This window comes from Sporosarcina luteola (assembly GCF_007991495.1).
GTDB lineage: Bacteria > Bacillota > Bacilli > Bacillales_A > Planococcaceae > Sporosarcina > Sporosarcina luteola.
In genome coordinates this window covers 18,870-33,067 of record NZ_BJYL01000012.1, presented here as the reverse complement: position 1 = coordinate 33,067, position 14,198 = coordinate 18,870, and the positions used below count along the sequence as shown (strand labels likewise).

Here is a 14,198-nt window from a genome sequence, read left to right as displayed (position 1 = left end):
TACTATATGTGGATCGGGATTTTTCAGTCTAAAATATTCGTCCTTTTCATCCTAACTTTTACATCGACTTCGATTGGAAAAGTCGCATATGTTTCCTGCCAATCTCCACGCTCCCATAATTCTGAATGAAATGCATGAACTCTTCTGCCAAAACCGAAAATATCACTTTTCGCTTCTTGGGTTTTCTGAATTACTTTATTAAAATCCCTCTTCATTTCGTCAGATAAGAAGTTTTCTGTTTCTCTTCTCATATCATTTTTATACAAGCCGTTTTTAGGAAATTCATCAACACCGATATCAATGACATAATTCAAATCAATCTTGTCATGGGTAATTTTGATCTTTCTGTGTACACTTATAATTTCAATTGTAATAGGGCTTTCCTTTTGCCGCCATTTATAGGTGAGATAGGTATGCTTACCAAGATTGTCTTTCATAATATTTGCTGCAATCGACTCTTCTTTCCTTAGCGTTTTCCCCGTAAATTTATAATTGCTGAATAGAGCAATCCCTTCCACTGTTGGAATTCCTTTTTCGTTGAGGGTCATATACGGCAAAGATAAGTCCATCGATTCTTCTCTAAGTATTTTAGCTGTTTCGCCCAATGTGTTTTCGGCAACAAATGTATACAGAACTGCAGTATGAAGCAGTTCTGGATAGAAATCTGCTACATCGGTATTAACATCCTCAGGAAGATTGAAATATTGTTCCATATCCCCTTCGATTATCGCTATATAACTAGTAATCCGATTTTTGGGTGTCCTGAAAAACATATCCAACGGTTCATAAATATCCTTTTTAGCAAGATTGTCGGATACTAATAACACTTCCAGATGGGCGAGATTCAATGCCTCCATTGTGCGTTGGTTTGCATCATATCGCGCGTTCCATGTCGAAAACCCCTTTCCTTCCGAGGTACTGTAATTGATCATTCCATTTTCAAAAGTGGGAAATGAAAATATCGTTTTTATTTCTTCGCCATCCTTCTCTATTCCCATAACCGGAACGATTGTAACATCTTTGTATTGTGCCTCATCCCAGCAACCGCCAAGAAGGAGCATCATAATTATAATCAATAATCCTTTTTTCATTTCTTTTCCCTCCGATCCATGAGGATGACGATAATAGGAACCAAAATTGAAAAAACAATGTGGATGTAGATGATTGCTCTTCGGACAATTTCTACCCTGTCTTTTGTCGCCAAATAGACTGAAGCGACGACAAGGATCAAATGTAAAAGAATAATAAAGCGATTGCTTGTATTCTTAAAATGGATTTTACGTGTATGAATAATCATGAAGTTATAAAGTATCACCGTTATAGCACTCCAAATCACCCAAATGTACAGAAAAAACATGTCAAGACGTTCAACAAATGTCACCTTCTGATATTTCAACAGTTGAAGAAGTGGCTCCGTCACAAATTTAAGTCCTGAGATTGGGAAATAGAGCAAAACAAAAATCACTGTTGTAAAGAAAAAAAGAAACCAAATGGATTGATAAATGAAGATTGGCTTACCTTTAACCTGCTCATCATCTTTGACATATTGTCTTAAAAAAAGAAAAATCTCAATTCCGATGAACGTTGCTTGTGAAAGAAATAACCCTTTTAATAATGGCTTATATTCCATAACATCCAGCGGGAAAAGCCTTGTCCATACTAAATCCGGCAAAGACATGAAAAGGAATACAATGAAGATAGGAATAAGTGGGATGATGACAATTGGTAAGTTGATGATTGTTTCCGGTCTTCTTGTATTCGCATATAGTGAGACACCTACAATCGTTGCCATTGTGATAAATTGTGGTGTGTGGGGGAATATCCACACCGATAGTGTGTAATTAATGTAGGACAAAAATGAAATGGTGATAATTATCCAATAAGCAATATATAAATGAGAAACAGCCTTACCCGGATTAAACCTTTTATGGAACTTTTCAAACAGCAATAGCTGTACATAATGCAAGCTACCTGCAAATATAAAGATTACCCAGGCATTATGATCAGATGCCATGATAAAACGGGATTGAAATGAAATGAATACGGTGCCTGTCTGAATGATGAACAAAAATAAGAAAAATTGGACTCTCGATAATGTGAACATTATGATTTCCGACCTTTCTTTTTACCGATGAATGTGAAAGTCTTTTGTTGTTTATGGAATTTCGAATACGGTACTCTTAAAAACACATGCAAGATTCTTGATGTATCTAATGGAATGAACGGAGAAAAATACGGTTGTTTCAAAGAAGTTAATGTCAAAAGGTGTATAACCAAAATCAATGTTCCGATAGCCATTCCGAAAAATCCAAACATCGCTGCCGCAAGCATAAATGGGAATCGTAAAATCCGAATGGACATATTCATTTCAACGGTAGGAATGACAAAACTAGAAATAGCTGTTAAAGCTACGACAATGACCATTAAATTAGAGACGAGGCCTGCATTGACAATCGCATCACCGATTATCAAACCGCCTACCACACCAATTGTCTGGCCAATTGGTTTCGGCAACCTGATACTCGCCTCCCTAATCAATTCAATGAAGATTTCCAATATGATTGCTTCGAAAATAGGACGATACGGAATTTCATTGATTGCCAACTTCACCTTTTTGCTGAGTTCTATCGGTAATATCTCTGAATGAAAGCCAACAACCGCAATATAAAATGCGGGGAGATAGATTGCCATTATCAAACTCATAACACGAAGCAGCCTGAAAAAGGAACCGACGACGACACGGCCATTAAAATCATCGGGAGATTGAAAAAAAGAAAAAAAACTAACAGGTGCAATCATTGCACTTGGCGAATTGTTTACGAAAATTGCAATTTTACCCTCCATTAAGTTAAAGACGACTCGATCGGGTCTTTCTGTTGTCAGTAGCTGTGGAAAAGGCGAAAAAATAGATTCCTCCAAATAATCTTCGAATTCGCCAGAATTCATAATTGTTTCTTCTTGTATATCCTGCAATCGGGATTCGAATAGTTTGATAACTTCTTTATCCGCAATGGAATCGATGAATAAGTATGTAATTTCCGTTGTTGTCTTTTTCCCCATTTTAAACTTTCTGACGACAAGATCATTTCTTGAAAGTTTTTGGCGGATGAGTGTAATATTTTGTTGTGTCCTCTCAATAAAACCGTCATGTGGTCCACGGATAACCTGTTCTGTTGCCGGTTCACCAGGCGTCCTGCCAATCGTGCTTTGCGCTGATATGGTCACCATCACCTTGGATTGTTGAAAAATGATGACTGATAAACCATCGCAGACAGAATTTACAAGGTCCGCTTCAGAAAAAGGCATGACATCCGAAACAGCCGTTTTCCCCCAGTTGTCTATCTTCTTTGATGCTCGTTGCTGAATAATATCAATTTGCTTGTTTACTTCAGTTCCGTCAGCCAAAGACGAATAATAGCATAAAACCCCTTTTCCTGTTGGCCAATCAATATCCGTTACTACGAGATCGGATGAATCGAAAAATAGTTGTTTTACAGTTTTTTTATCGATTACAGAATTCCCTTCAATGCCCAATGCTCTCACCCCACGTTTAAAGTATCGCCTCAAGAAATCGCTTTTATGCAAAAAAAGAGCATAGCTGAGACGTTCCCAGCTATGCTCTTGCTATTTTTTTATTTTTGGATGAATTGTTGTGTCCAATATTTACCGTTTGCATCATAACCGATGCCAATGTGGGTAAATTCTGCTGTTAGGATATTTTGTCTATGTCCTGGCGACTCCATCCAAGCTTTAACGACTTCCTCAGCTGAACGTTGCCCCATGGCAATGTTTTCTGCAGCTGAGCGATAGCTGATGCCATTTGATTTCATTTGGTCAAATGGAGATCCATAAGTCGGGCTTGTATGGGAGAAATAATTATTAGCAGCCATATCGGCAGACTTTTGACGTGCTGAATTCATTAGTTTTGTATCAGCTTGTAATGGCTGTAGGCCAGCTTTTTGTCTTTCAGCATTTGTTAAATCAAGAACGGCCTTCTCTATAGCAGAAACCGATGTATCCACAGTATTGGTAGACGGTTTTTCAACTTCCGGCTGTGTAGGCTCTTGAGTCGATGGTTCTACCGGTGTTGGTGTTTCAGGTTTAGCTTGTTCCACTGGTTTAGATGGTGTTTCAGGTTTAGCTTGTTCTACTGGTTTAGATGGTGTTTCAGGTTTAACCTGTTCTACCGGCTTGGATGGTGTTTCAGGTTTAGCCTGTTCGACAGTTTTAAAATAATCACCCAAATTCAATTTCACAAGTTTTTTCACTTGAGTTTTAAAGCCTAGCTCTTTACCAAAAAGATTTTCGTAGTTATTTACATAGCGATTAACTTCTTGTCCATTATACGTAAAAGACTGTTCTCCGTATGTAACATAGTATTCTACGTTCTTTAAATCTTTATAACTATTGACCTCATTATTTTGATAAGAAGCTTCAACACTATTGTTGTTCGGCAGTAAGAGCGCCGAACCGAGTAAGATGATAGACATCGATTTTTTCATCTCTAACTCCTCCCTTCGCAAACTATCATATCGCATGGAAGAAGAGAAGAATTAGAATGAATTACCATACTATCCATTAGATTTCAAAACACCTTGACAAAGGTAGCTTGAAAATGTGGAAAATGGATAGTACTGGATTCCCCGTATATTATTTCATTTGAAATGGGGTTGACAATCTCATCAGTGCTTTGGAGTTCCCCCATATTCTATATCGCTGATTCCTTCGCCAATCACAACTAAACGAGCTTCCATTTTAACATATTCAGGAATCCAATTAACCATTCCGTAAGCATATTGGAAAAGGAATGGATTTTTAGAACCCTTTAATGGAACATATCCTTTCATTCGATAGACCGTATCTGGCAAAGATCTGACCCAACTTTCAAATTCGTCTTTTTCGACTGCATTGTCAAAAGTGATCAATTTTGACGACAATGGAAGGTTTTTTCCTGATACGATCGTAGGACGTTCAGATTTTTGCATCTTTCCAAGTGTTTCTTCAATAAAAGAAAAAGCAATATGTCCATTCGCTGTCTGTATGATCGGAGCTGTATCATTGTAATTTGCCAGTTCCATAGAAACAGTCGCCAGTTCTCCCTCGGTCAATAAATCGGTTTTATTGGCTAAAAGAATATGCGCATGGCGAATCTGCTCCATGAACAATGACCGAATTTGCGGGGACATTTTATCCCGTTCTAGCCATCGTTTAGCATCTGCGACAGTGATGATTCCTTTTATAGTTAATCGATCAGCAAATAAAGGCGAATAGACGGCATCTAACGCCTCTACAGGATGGGCTGCGCCAGTCGTTTCAATTAATATGACATCTATTTCTTCATGTTCTTCTAACAATCCTTGGAGCTGTGCTTCCGTTTTCTCGGAGCCGGTACAGCAAATACATCCATTAAGCAGTTCTTTTAAAGGAACATCCTTGGACTGTCCGACGGTATCCGAATCTATGGAAATGGAGCCAAACTCATTCATGAGCACTGCAGGCTTTTTCCCTTGCTCTTTCAATTGAGCTATTAAATTCATCAGTAAAGATGTCTTTCCGCTTCCTAAGAAACCACTTAGTAAATAAACATCGATCATTATAGATCCCTCTTTTTTATATAATCTATACATATACCAGATTTCCACTCCAGGCGGACGCTTTCCGTTCCAATTCTAGAGCAAATGTAAAACTTTTAAATTCATCTCATATAGCCGAAAAGCATCCACATCCCTAAAGGAGTGGACGCTTTTCAGTTATTATTTCTTCAATTGCTCCAATAAGACTTCCTTGGCTTTTAGTAGCTGCGGGTCTTCTTCTTGCATTTTTTCTCTTAGTTCATTCATTAAACCGAAAGTTGTCTCGCCGACTAGGACGCCGTCCACTGTTAAAGATAAGCTCTTTTGCAGTGATTTGATAGCCTCTTCCGTCTTTTGGTCGTATAGGCCATCGATTTCTCCCGGATCATATCCAACGGCATCCAGCATCTCCTCAGCAGTTTTAATTGCAGGGGATACCATTCCTTCCTTCATCTCAACTGTAGGGTCTAGGAAAGGAAGCGTTGCGTATGAAGGATACTGCACTTCGATATCAGGCTCAATCCCTTTTTCATGGATCCAATTTCCGTCAGGCGTCAACCATTTTGCAGTTGTCAGCTTCAGGTTTGAACCATCGGCTAAATCTTTTGGTGTTTGAACTGTCCCTTTTCCGTACGTTTTAATACCGATAAGAGGAACGTTTGCAGATTCCTTCAATGCTCCTGCCAAGATTTCTGATGCAGATGCACTTCCGTCATCAATGACCAATGTTACTGGTACTTCCACTTTCCGGCCGCCAGAGGCAACATATACTTCAGGGTTATGACCTTTTCCTTGGTATTGGAAGAGGTTCTTATCTTTTTCGACGAATAGGTCGGATATATCAATTGCCGTATTCAGCATACCGCCAGGGTTTTGCCGAACATCTACAATCAAGCCTTCCATTCCTTGCGCTTCCATTTCATCCAAAGCTGCAAGCAATTCTTCGTACGTATGTTCAGAAAAGCTAGTAATTCGAATATGGGCAATTTTGTTATCAAGTAATTCAGCATATACCGTTTCAATCGGAATGACATCACGTTCGATTTTGACATCGAAAGGTTCAGCCATTTCTCCACGACGGACTGTTAACGTGACGGTCGATCCTTTTTCGCCTCGGATCAGCAACACTGCTTCGGATGAAGACATTCCTTGGATACTTTCGCCATCCACTGCAACAATAAGATCGTTTGGCAAAAGACCTGCACGTTCTGCCGGAGAATTTTTGATCGGTGAAACTACACTAATATACCCATCCGATTCCCGTATTTCAGCACCGATCCCCTCAAAGCTTGAAGAGATGCTTTCGTTTAATTGCCGTGCTTCCTTTTCATTTAAATAATCCGAGAAAGGATCACCAAGTGCCTCGATCATTCCGTTAATGGCACCGTCAATTATTAAGGTTTCATCGATATCATTATAGTATGTTTTTTTCATTTCATCGTAGGCTTCATACAACTTTTTAAATTCTTTCCGATCAACTGCCGGATTTTGGGGACTGACGACTTCTACAACCTTACCTTCACCTGTAGTCAACGCAAAAAACGTCACAGTTGCAGTTGCTAGAACTAGTCCGAATATGAGCATGACTAAGGAAAACGGTTTCATCTGAATATGTCGTTTTGCCGGAGGCTGGTACTTCGTTTCTTCTTCGTTTCCGGCATTATTCTCTTTTTCTTCCATCCCATTCCCCACTTTCTATCCTCAAGATTCAAGTTCATTCAAAAAAAGGACCGCCGCTGTTATAGCAAGCGGTCCTCCGTTACGAGATTATTGAATAGCAGCATCTAAAGCGACTTCAATCATTTCATTGAATGTCGTCTGGCGCTCTTCTGCAGATGTTACTTCACCCGTTAAAATATGATCGCTCACTGTCAAGACGGATAATGCCTGTCTTCCGAATTTCGCAGCTAATGTGTAAAGAGCTGCTGTTTCCATTTCAACTGCAAGCACGCCATATTGAGCGAGCTTCTCATGCTCAGCATGTTCATTGTAGAAGAAGTCTTCCGTGAAGACGTTTCCTACTTGTAAATGTAATCCTTTTTCATGGCCGGCATTATAAGCTTTAAGCAATAGGTCGAAGTTTGCAGTAGGTGCGTAGTCGACGCCATTGAAGAATGTTCGATTGATTGGTGAATTAGTCGTTGCGCTTTGTGCCAAAATGACGTCTCTCACTTTAACATCTTTTTGAATTGCACCACAAGTTCCGACGCGGATTAGCTTTTGGACGTCGTATTCTTGCATTAATTCTGTAATGTAGATGGAAATGGATGGAACACCCATGCCCGTTCCTTGAACTGAAATTCGTTTTCCTTTATAAGTACCTGTGTATCCGAACATATTCCTTACTTCATTATACTGGGTAACGTCTTCCAAGAATGTTTCCGCAATATATTTAGCGCGTAATGGATCACCTGGTAAAAGAATCGTGTCGGCGATATCGCCTTTTTTTGCATTGATATGTATGCTCATTTTACACTGCCTCACTTTCAAATTTCTTTACTCATCATACAGTTAAACAGTTATTTATGCAATGAAGATGATGCAACAGATTACCGATAGCGCTCTTCGTATAATGCATATAACTCATCAAAAATGATGCTTGGCATTTCGGGGTCCGCTTTTTCTTCCAAATATCTTGATAGGGGGTCGAAGCTTTTTTCACCTTTCGGAAATGCGTGATCATTAAACATTGCTTCTGCAAAAACGGCTTTCTGATCGTCTTTCTTTCCACCACGGAACGATAAGACGAATTGATAAAAAGAACGGTCCATTGAGAAACCCCCACTTAGTTATTGAATAGTTTCGTGTACTCCTCATATCCTTCGTCCTTAAGCTGATTGGCAGGGATGAAACGGAGGGCTGCTGAGTTGATGCAGTAGCGTAATCCTTCGGGTCCAGGTCCATCTGGGAAGACGTGTCCTAAATGGGAATCTGCGGTTTTGCTTCGTACTTCTGTTCTTCGCATTCCGTGACTTTCGTCAAAATGCTCAGTCACTTCTACGCTTTCAATAGGCTTCGTAAAGCTGGGCCAGCCGCATCCTGCATCATACTTATCCTTTGAACTGAATAGCGGTTTGCCAGATACGATATCTACATATATGCCGTCTTCGAAATGGCTGTCAAATTCATTTCTAAAAGGAGGTTCAGTCCCGTTTTCTTGAGTCACATGGTATTGTATCGGTGTTAACGTTTTTTTAAGGTCTTCCTTCATTTATCTTCACTCCAATGTTCAGATTTGAAATGTTCGCGTCCAGATCCAACTGCGTAGCGATTATAATGTGATGGGTTTTTCAAGTAATAGTCTTGATGGCCCTCTTCCGCAGCATAAAACGGCTTAGCAGGAAGTATATCTGTTTGTATTGATTTATCGAATTTCCCTGAAGCCTCCAGTTCTTGTTTCGATTTCAATGCAAGTTCATTTTGCTCTTCTGTATGTGTAAAAATCGCTGTGCGATACGATTCGCCCCGATCAAAAAATTGTCCACCGGCATCTGTTGGATCGATCTGTCTCCAAAAAATTGAAAGGAGTTCCTCATAGGAAATGATTTCGTCGTCAAATGTGATTTGAACAGCTTCCCGATGCCCGGTCGTATTTGTACAGACGAGTTCATATGTCGGATTTTCAACATCTCCACCCGTATATCCTGACACGACGGAGATGACTCCCTCATACCGGTCAAAAGGCTTTACCATACACCAAAAACAACCTCCTGCAAATGTCGCTTTTTGAGTTGCCAAGATTAGTCCTCCCTTATCAGAAACAACTTTAGTTATTCGGAATTGTCACTTCGAGTTCAATATTATCATTCGCAAGATCAACCGATTTAGCCCTTACTTGTAAATTCCCCGGTATTTCAAGTTCAGTAAGATGGATGAAAATCTCTTCCTCTTTCGGTCTTACAATCATCCATTCCGGGAGTTTGACCGAGTCACGCAAAACCTGCAATACAGCTGACGGTTGCATATTCAAATTACCAATTTCCATCGATGTCTGTTTCAACATTAAATTACCGTCGTCCAAGATATCGGGATCAAAGTGCATAATAAACGGTAATGTCCTTCCAAAAACCGTCAACTCAGAATACAGAACGACATCGTTAGTGACGATCATTGTTACAGGAATCGGCTCGTCTTTCATCGCCTTCTGGATATAATTATTAGCCAGTGCCTCTAAATCGCTCCGTGAAGCTTTTACGCTTACAATACTTCCTTTAGTAACCGCTCGCTCAGACGAGGGAAGTGGTTCCGAATCGCCAGGGCTATCAATGTATAGCATAAGTGCTACAATTCCTACCGCAATCAACCCAGCCAAACTAAAAAATGCTATTTTCCATACGTTCACAAACGACCACCCCTACATATCCAATTTCCCATCCGATAATTCGATCAAACCACAAGCATCGATTTTTTCAATAAAGCGGTTTGCCATTGATTCATATCCTTTTGCGTTCGGATGAAAAAAATCGGAATGGTATACCATGTTTTCATTTCCGCTAAATAGATCATTAACTGGCACAAAACAGGCTTTACCATCCATGATCGTCTGTATTTCAATCGCTTCATTCCAGTCTTCTATAATTGTATCAAACTCATTCGCCTCATCAATGACAATCGACAACGGATTATACAGTCCGGCAACAACGATCACCGCATCTCCGTTCAACCCGCGAATCATCTTGAATACTTCGTCAAGTCGGTTTTCAAACTTGCCCAACTCAACATAAAACGGTTTTTCCGTCAAATTGAAAAGATTTGCCTTGACGATTTTCATCATGTCATTCCCGCCGATCGTCATATAAATGACATCCGCTTTTTTGACGGACTCCTGAATATCCTCATCTTCAAGCTGTTTGATTAATTGGTCGCTGCGCCTTCCTCTTTTGGCTAAGTTTATAGGTTCTAGATCTTTTACGCCCTTCCAATAATTCATAGCGAGAGTGACCCGACCGAAATAACCATCCCTCTTCAGTTCATCTCCAACACCTTGAGTAAGCGAATCCCCAAGACCAATAACATTGATTGTTTCTGGGATGAAGTAATCGGGAACGAAAAATCCCTCAAACGCCGTGTTGTCCCTTTCTAAAAAAGGCATTTGTTCGGAAATGCCCTCTTCCTGGCATCCGGATAAAACGAATGAGAAGACGATCAAAATCAAAATTCTTCTCATAAACACAGTTCCCCTTTATCTATTTATTGAACCATTCAAACTGCAATTAGTCGGTGTAATACATGAATCCGATTGCCCCTTCTCCTGTATGGGTGCTAATAATAGGAGAAGTGAATGAAAATTTAACATCCTTCCAACCAGAATCTTCGATTAGTTGCAGTAGTGGTTCCGCCATGGCCATACCGTTTGCATGGGAGATACCGATGGAACGAATTATTTTGCCGGCCGTTTCTTCCTTGAATGCCTTGAATAAATGGGATACGACCTGTTTATGGCTGCGTGCCTTTCCAACGGGCGTATAAACGCCGTCTTGAAGTGTCGCGATAGGTTTAATGTTCAATAATGAACCAATCATCGCTTTCCCCTTGCCGACACGTCCGCCTTTCACTAGATTGTCCAGTATATCGACAACGACGAACAATGTCGTGTTTTTGCGGACATCTTTCAAACGCTCTTCGATTTCCTTTACACTTTTCCCCTCACGAGCCATTTTGGCGGCTTCGATGACTTGGAATGTCAGGGCGTGTGATATATACATCGAGTCGATGACCGTCACTTTTGAATCCGTCATTTGAGCAGCGGCTTCTGCTGATTTTACTGTACCGCTCATGCCACCCGTCATATGGATTGAAATGATTTCGCTTCCATCTGCCCCGAGACGATCATAAAGATCTTTGAATACACCTGTAGCCGGTTGGGAGCTTTTCGGAAGTTCTTTACTGTTTTTCATTTTTTCCATGAAAGACTCGGGTTGCAAATCGATTTTATCCGTAAAGGTTTCCCCGTCAATATGGATCGTTAGAGGAACAACGTGAATATCGTATTCGTCCGTATAGTTTTCAATCAAATCTGCTGTTGAATCAGTGACAATGTGTATTTTTTTCATGTTAATGCACTTCCCTCGTCATATTGGAGATATTCATCTTATTTTAGTATAGTAACAGTAACTAGAAGGGAGAAATGTGTGTATGACTGAAGCTTTTGATTATAAAAACCAGAGAGAGGAACTGTGGAATGCGATCACACACGGTATTGGATTACTGTTAAGCATTCCTGCACTCGTTCTACTCATTTTAGCTGGCGTTCGACATGGTACTGCTTTAGCAATTGTCAGCTTCACCATTTTCGGCGTTTCCACGTTTCTACTATTTCTCATGAGCACACTATTACATAGTATGCCTGTTAAGATGAAAAAATTGTTTTCGATTTTCGATCACTCGGCCATTTATGTTCTTATCGCCGGAACATATACGCCCTTTTTATTGGTAACGATTCAAGGCGCCCTCGGTTGGTCCCTTTTTGGAGTGATATGGGGCCTTGCGATTGCAGGTATCCTGTTTAAGGTGTTTTTCATTCATAAGTATGAAACTGTTTCGCTTATTTTCTATATTGTCATGGGTTGGCTCATTGTATCGGCCATTAAACCGCTTTATATCCAGTTGCCGATTGAAGGGATTATCCTTTTGGTACTGGGCGGAATTTTTTACACATTCGGTTCTGTTTTTTATGCTTGGAGAAAGATCCCTTATAATCATGCGATTTGGCATGTTTTTGTTATCGCCGGCAGTGCCTGTATGTTTTTCAGCATCCTTCTTTATGTGTGAGGACGCACTTCAAAAAGTTGCTTTCCGTTCCAGGCGGACGCTTTCCAAGGAAAAGCGAAAGGCGCTTGCTCAGATGCGACAGGCATAAGGCGAAGATGCGGAGTGGCGTTCTTTGACGCGTAGCAGCTTTGACTTATGACCCGAGCATCTAGCGCCTGTAGCTGGACAGGCGGGCGAGTAGCTATTCGCCGCCTTCCACTCCTAGCAACAAAAAACACATTATACAAATTACTGTTTATAATTAGTCGCCTTTCTTCCGCTCGAATACTAAATAGGAATACGGAATGCCGTCTTCTGTATGGTGATCTTCGGATTCGGATACAAGTTTCCAGCTATCGTCGTGTTCAGGGAAGAATGTATCGCCTTCGTATTGCTTTCTGATAATCGTAATATAAAGCCGGTCGGCAATTGGCATTGATAAATTGAAGATTTCCGAACCGCCTATTATAACGACTTCATCAGAATATTCTTTTCCTCTTTCAATCGCCTCATGCAGATCATGTACTACTTCCGCACCATCGGCCGAATATCCTTCATTCCTGGTGATAATTATATTTAAACGGCCCGGCAATGGTCTTCCGATTGATTCGTATGTTTTGCGCCCCATGACGATTGCCTTGCCCATCGTCACTTTTTTAAAATACTTCAATTCTTCAGGGATATGCCACGGCATTTTATTATCGATCCCAATGACACGATTCAAATCATAGGCTACAAGCAATGAAATCATTTACTACTTCCTCCCTACCAACTATTAAACTGCAATCGGTGCTTTTATTTTTGGATATGGGTCATAGCCCTCAACGGAAAGATCATCGTACGTAAGGTCGAATATAGTCGATTTGCCATTCATGTCAATGTGCAGCACCGGTAATTCTTTTGGCGTTCTGGAAAGCTGCTCCTTCACTTGTTCAATATGGTTCAAGTAGACGTGTGCATCGCCTAATGTGTGGACGAATTCGCCAACTTCCAAGTCGCATTCTTTAGCAATCAAATGAATGAGCAAGGCATACGAAGCAATATTAAATGGCACTCCAAGAAAGACATCCGCGCTTCTTTGATAAAGTTGACAAGAAAGCTTCCCTTCAGCAACATAAAATTGAAACATTGCATGACACGGAGGCAATGCCATTTCATTCACTTCCGACGGATTCCAAGCAGTGACGATATGTCTTCTGGAGTCAGGATTGTTTTTGAGTCCTTCAATTAATGCAGTAATCTGATCAACTGAATCATTCCCTGTCGTCCAGGAGCGCCATTGTTTTCCGTAAATCGGTCCAAGATCGCCATACTTTTCAGCGAAAGCTTCGTTTTCAACGATTTGTTTTTTGTATGATGCCATTTGTTCTTTATAGACAGCAGCAAACTGTTCGTCTTGTTGGCTGCGTCTTCCGAAATCCGTCATATCAGGACCGGTATACTCATCGCTAGTTACCCAGCGTTCGAAACCCCATTCATCCCAAATCGGATTTTTCTCTTCAATTAATGTTTTAACATTCGTATCTCCTTTTAGAAACCAAAGAAGTTCAGATGCGATTAAGCGAAAAGCGGTTTTTTTAGTTGTCATGAGTGGAAAACCTTTTTGGAGGTCGTATCTCATTTGATACCCGAAAACGCTAATTATACCCGTTCCCGTCCTGTCTTCTTTCACTGTACCATTTTCAATGATATGGGAGCATAACTCCAAATATTGTTTCATCTATTCGTCCTCCTTACACTTACTTGACAGTATAACAAAAACCGCCGAAATGGTCTTATGATAACCATTTCGGCGGTGTGTTTTTGAACAATTTCCGACATTACTTTTAATATTGTGTAATAAAATACTGCGATGGCTATATATCTGACTTGGGT

16 protein-coding genes are annotated in these 14,198 nt (G+C 40.3%); 1 reads left to right on the top strand and 15 read right to left on the bottom strand.

Annotated elements, in window-relative coordinates:
* Nucleotides 1-23: 23 nt before the first annotated feature.
* The 13 genes from SLU01_RS04700 to fakB form a co-directional block, all read right to left on the bottom strand.
* The gene (locus SLU01_RS04700; protein ID WP_147055862.1) at nucleotides 24-1,091 is read right to left on the bottom strand and encodes a Ger(x)C family spore germination protein; all 1,068 of its coding nucleotides are present in this window, start codon (nucleotides 1,089-1,091) and stop codon (nucleotides 24-26) included.
* The gene (locus tag SLU01_RS04695; RefSeq protein ID WP_147055860.1) at nucleotides 1,088-2,104 is read right to left on the bottom strand and encodes a GerAB/ArcD/ProY family transporter; all 1,017 of its coding nucleotides are present in this window, start codon (nucleotides 2,102-2,104) and stop codon (nucleotides 1,088-1,090) included. The genes SLU01_RS04700 and SLU01_RS04695 overlap by 4 nt, the downstream gene beginning before the upstream one ends.
* A complete protein-coding gene (locus SLU01_RS04690; RefSeq protein ID WP_373866389.1) occupies nucleotides 2,104-3,534 on the bottom strand; it encodes a spore germination protein in 1,431 nt (476 codons plus the stop codon). The genes SLU01_RS04695 and SLU01_RS04690 overlap by 1 nt, the downstream gene beginning before the upstream one ends.
* A gap of 98 nt (nucleotides 3,535-3,632) precedes the next feature.
* A complete protein-coding gene (locus SLU01_RS04685) occupies nucleotides 3,633-4,502 on the bottom strand; it encodes a CAP domain-containing protein (protein ID WP_246110876.1) in 870 nt (289 codons plus the stop codon).
* 180 nt (nucleotides 4,503-4,682) lie between these two features.
* The gene (locus tag SLU01_RS04680) at nucleotides 4,683-5,594 is read right to left on the bottom strand and encodes a CobW family GTP-binding protein (protein ID WP_147055992.1); all 912 of its coding nucleotides are present in this window, start codon (nucleotides 5,592-5,594) and stop codon (nucleotides 4,683-4,685) included.
* 159 nt (nucleotides 5,595-5,753) lie between these two features.
* Nucleotides 5,754-7,253 carry a lmo1851 family serine protease gene (locus SLU01_RS04675; RefSeq protein ID WP_147055856.1) on the bottom strand — a complete coding sequence of 500 codons (1,500 nt, stop codon included), beginning with the start codon at nucleotides 7,251-7,253 and terminating at the stop codon, nucleotides 5,754-5,756.
* 87 nt (nucleotides 7,254-7,340) lie between these two features.
* Nucleotides 7,341-8,042, bottom strand: a complete 702-nt coding sequence (gene deoD, locus SLU01_RS04670; RefSeq protein WP_147055855.1) for a purine-nucleoside phosphorylase — start codon at nucleotides 8,040-8,042, stop codon at nucleotides 7,341-7,343.
* 80 nt (nucleotides 8,043-8,122) lie between these two features.
* A complete protein-coding gene (locus SLU01_RS04665) occupies nucleotides 8,123-8,344 on the bottom strand; it encodes a YozE family protein (protein ID WP_147055853.1) in 222 nt (73 codons plus the stop codon).
* A 14-nt stretch (nucleotides 8,345-8,358) separates the two neighbouring features.
* Nucleotides 8,359-8,784 carry a peptide-methionine (R)-S-oxide reductase MsrB gene (gene msrB, locus SLU01_RS04660; RefSeq protein WP_147055851.1) on the bottom strand — a complete coding sequence of 142 codons (426 nt, stop codon included), beginning with the start codon at nucleotides 8,782-8,784 and terminating at the stop codon, nucleotides 8,359-8,361.
* Nucleotides 8,781-9,311 (bottom strand): peptide-methionine (S)-S-oxide reductase MsrA, encoded by a 531-nt coding sequence (gene msrA, locus SLU01_RS04655; RefSeq protein WP_147055849.1) that lies wholly within the window; start codon nucleotides 9,309-9,311, stop codon nucleotides 8,781-8,783. The genes msrB and msrA overlap by 4 nt, the downstream gene beginning before the upstream one ends.
* A gap of 28 nt (nucleotides 9,312-9,339) precedes the next feature.
* Nucleotides 9,340-9,915 (bottom strand): YpmS family protein, encoded by a 576-nt coding sequence (locus SLU01_RS04650; RefSeq protein ID WP_147055848.1) that lies wholly within the window; start codon nucleotides 9,913-9,915, stop codon nucleotides 9,340-9,342.
* Between the two features lie 12 nt (nucleotides 9,916-9,927).
* Nucleotides 9,928-10,740, bottom strand: coding sequence for a GDSL-type esterase/lipase family protein (locus tag SLU01_RS04645; protein ID WP_246110875.1), 813 nt, complete (start codon nucleotides 10,738-10,740; stop codon nucleotides 9,928-9,930).
* Between the two features lie 46 nt (nucleotides 10,741-10,786).
* Nucleotides 10,787-11,626 (bottom strand): DegV family protein, encoded by an 840-nt coding sequence (gene fakB / locus SLU01_RS04640; RefSeq protein WP_147055846.1) that lies wholly within the window; start codon nucleotides 11,624-11,626, stop codon nucleotides 10,787-10,789.
* An 82-nt stretch (nucleotides 11,627-11,708) separates the two neighbouring features.
* Here fakB and trhA point away from each other — a divergent pair, with 82 nt between their 5' ends.
* Nucleotides 11,709-12,344, top strand: coding sequence for a PAQR family membrane homeostasis protein TrhA (trhA, locus tag SLU01_RS04635; protein WP_147055844.1), 636 nt, complete (start codon nucleotides 11,709-11,711; stop codon nucleotides 12,342-12,344).
* A 241-nt stretch (nucleotides 12,345-12,585) separates the two neighbouring features.
* On the opposite strand, the gene SLU01_RS04630 is transcribed toward trhA, so the two are convergent.
* Both SLU01_RS04630 and SLU01_RS04625 read right to left on the bottom strand, forming a co-directional pair.
* Nucleotides 12,586-13,074: a dihydrofolate reductase gene (locus tag SLU01_RS04630; RefSeq protein WP_147055842.1), complete on the bottom strand. Its 489-nt coding sequence runs from the start codon at nucleotides 13,072-13,074 to the stop codon at nucleotides 12,586-12,588.
* Between the two features lie 24 nt (nucleotides 13,075-13,098).
* Entirely contained in the window at nucleotides 13,099-14,043 is a 945-nt protein-coding gene (locus tag SLU01_RS04625) for a thymidylate synthase (RefSeq protein ID WP_147055840.1), read from the bottom strand.
* Between the last annotated feature and the right edge of the window lie 155 nt (nucleotides 14,044-14,198).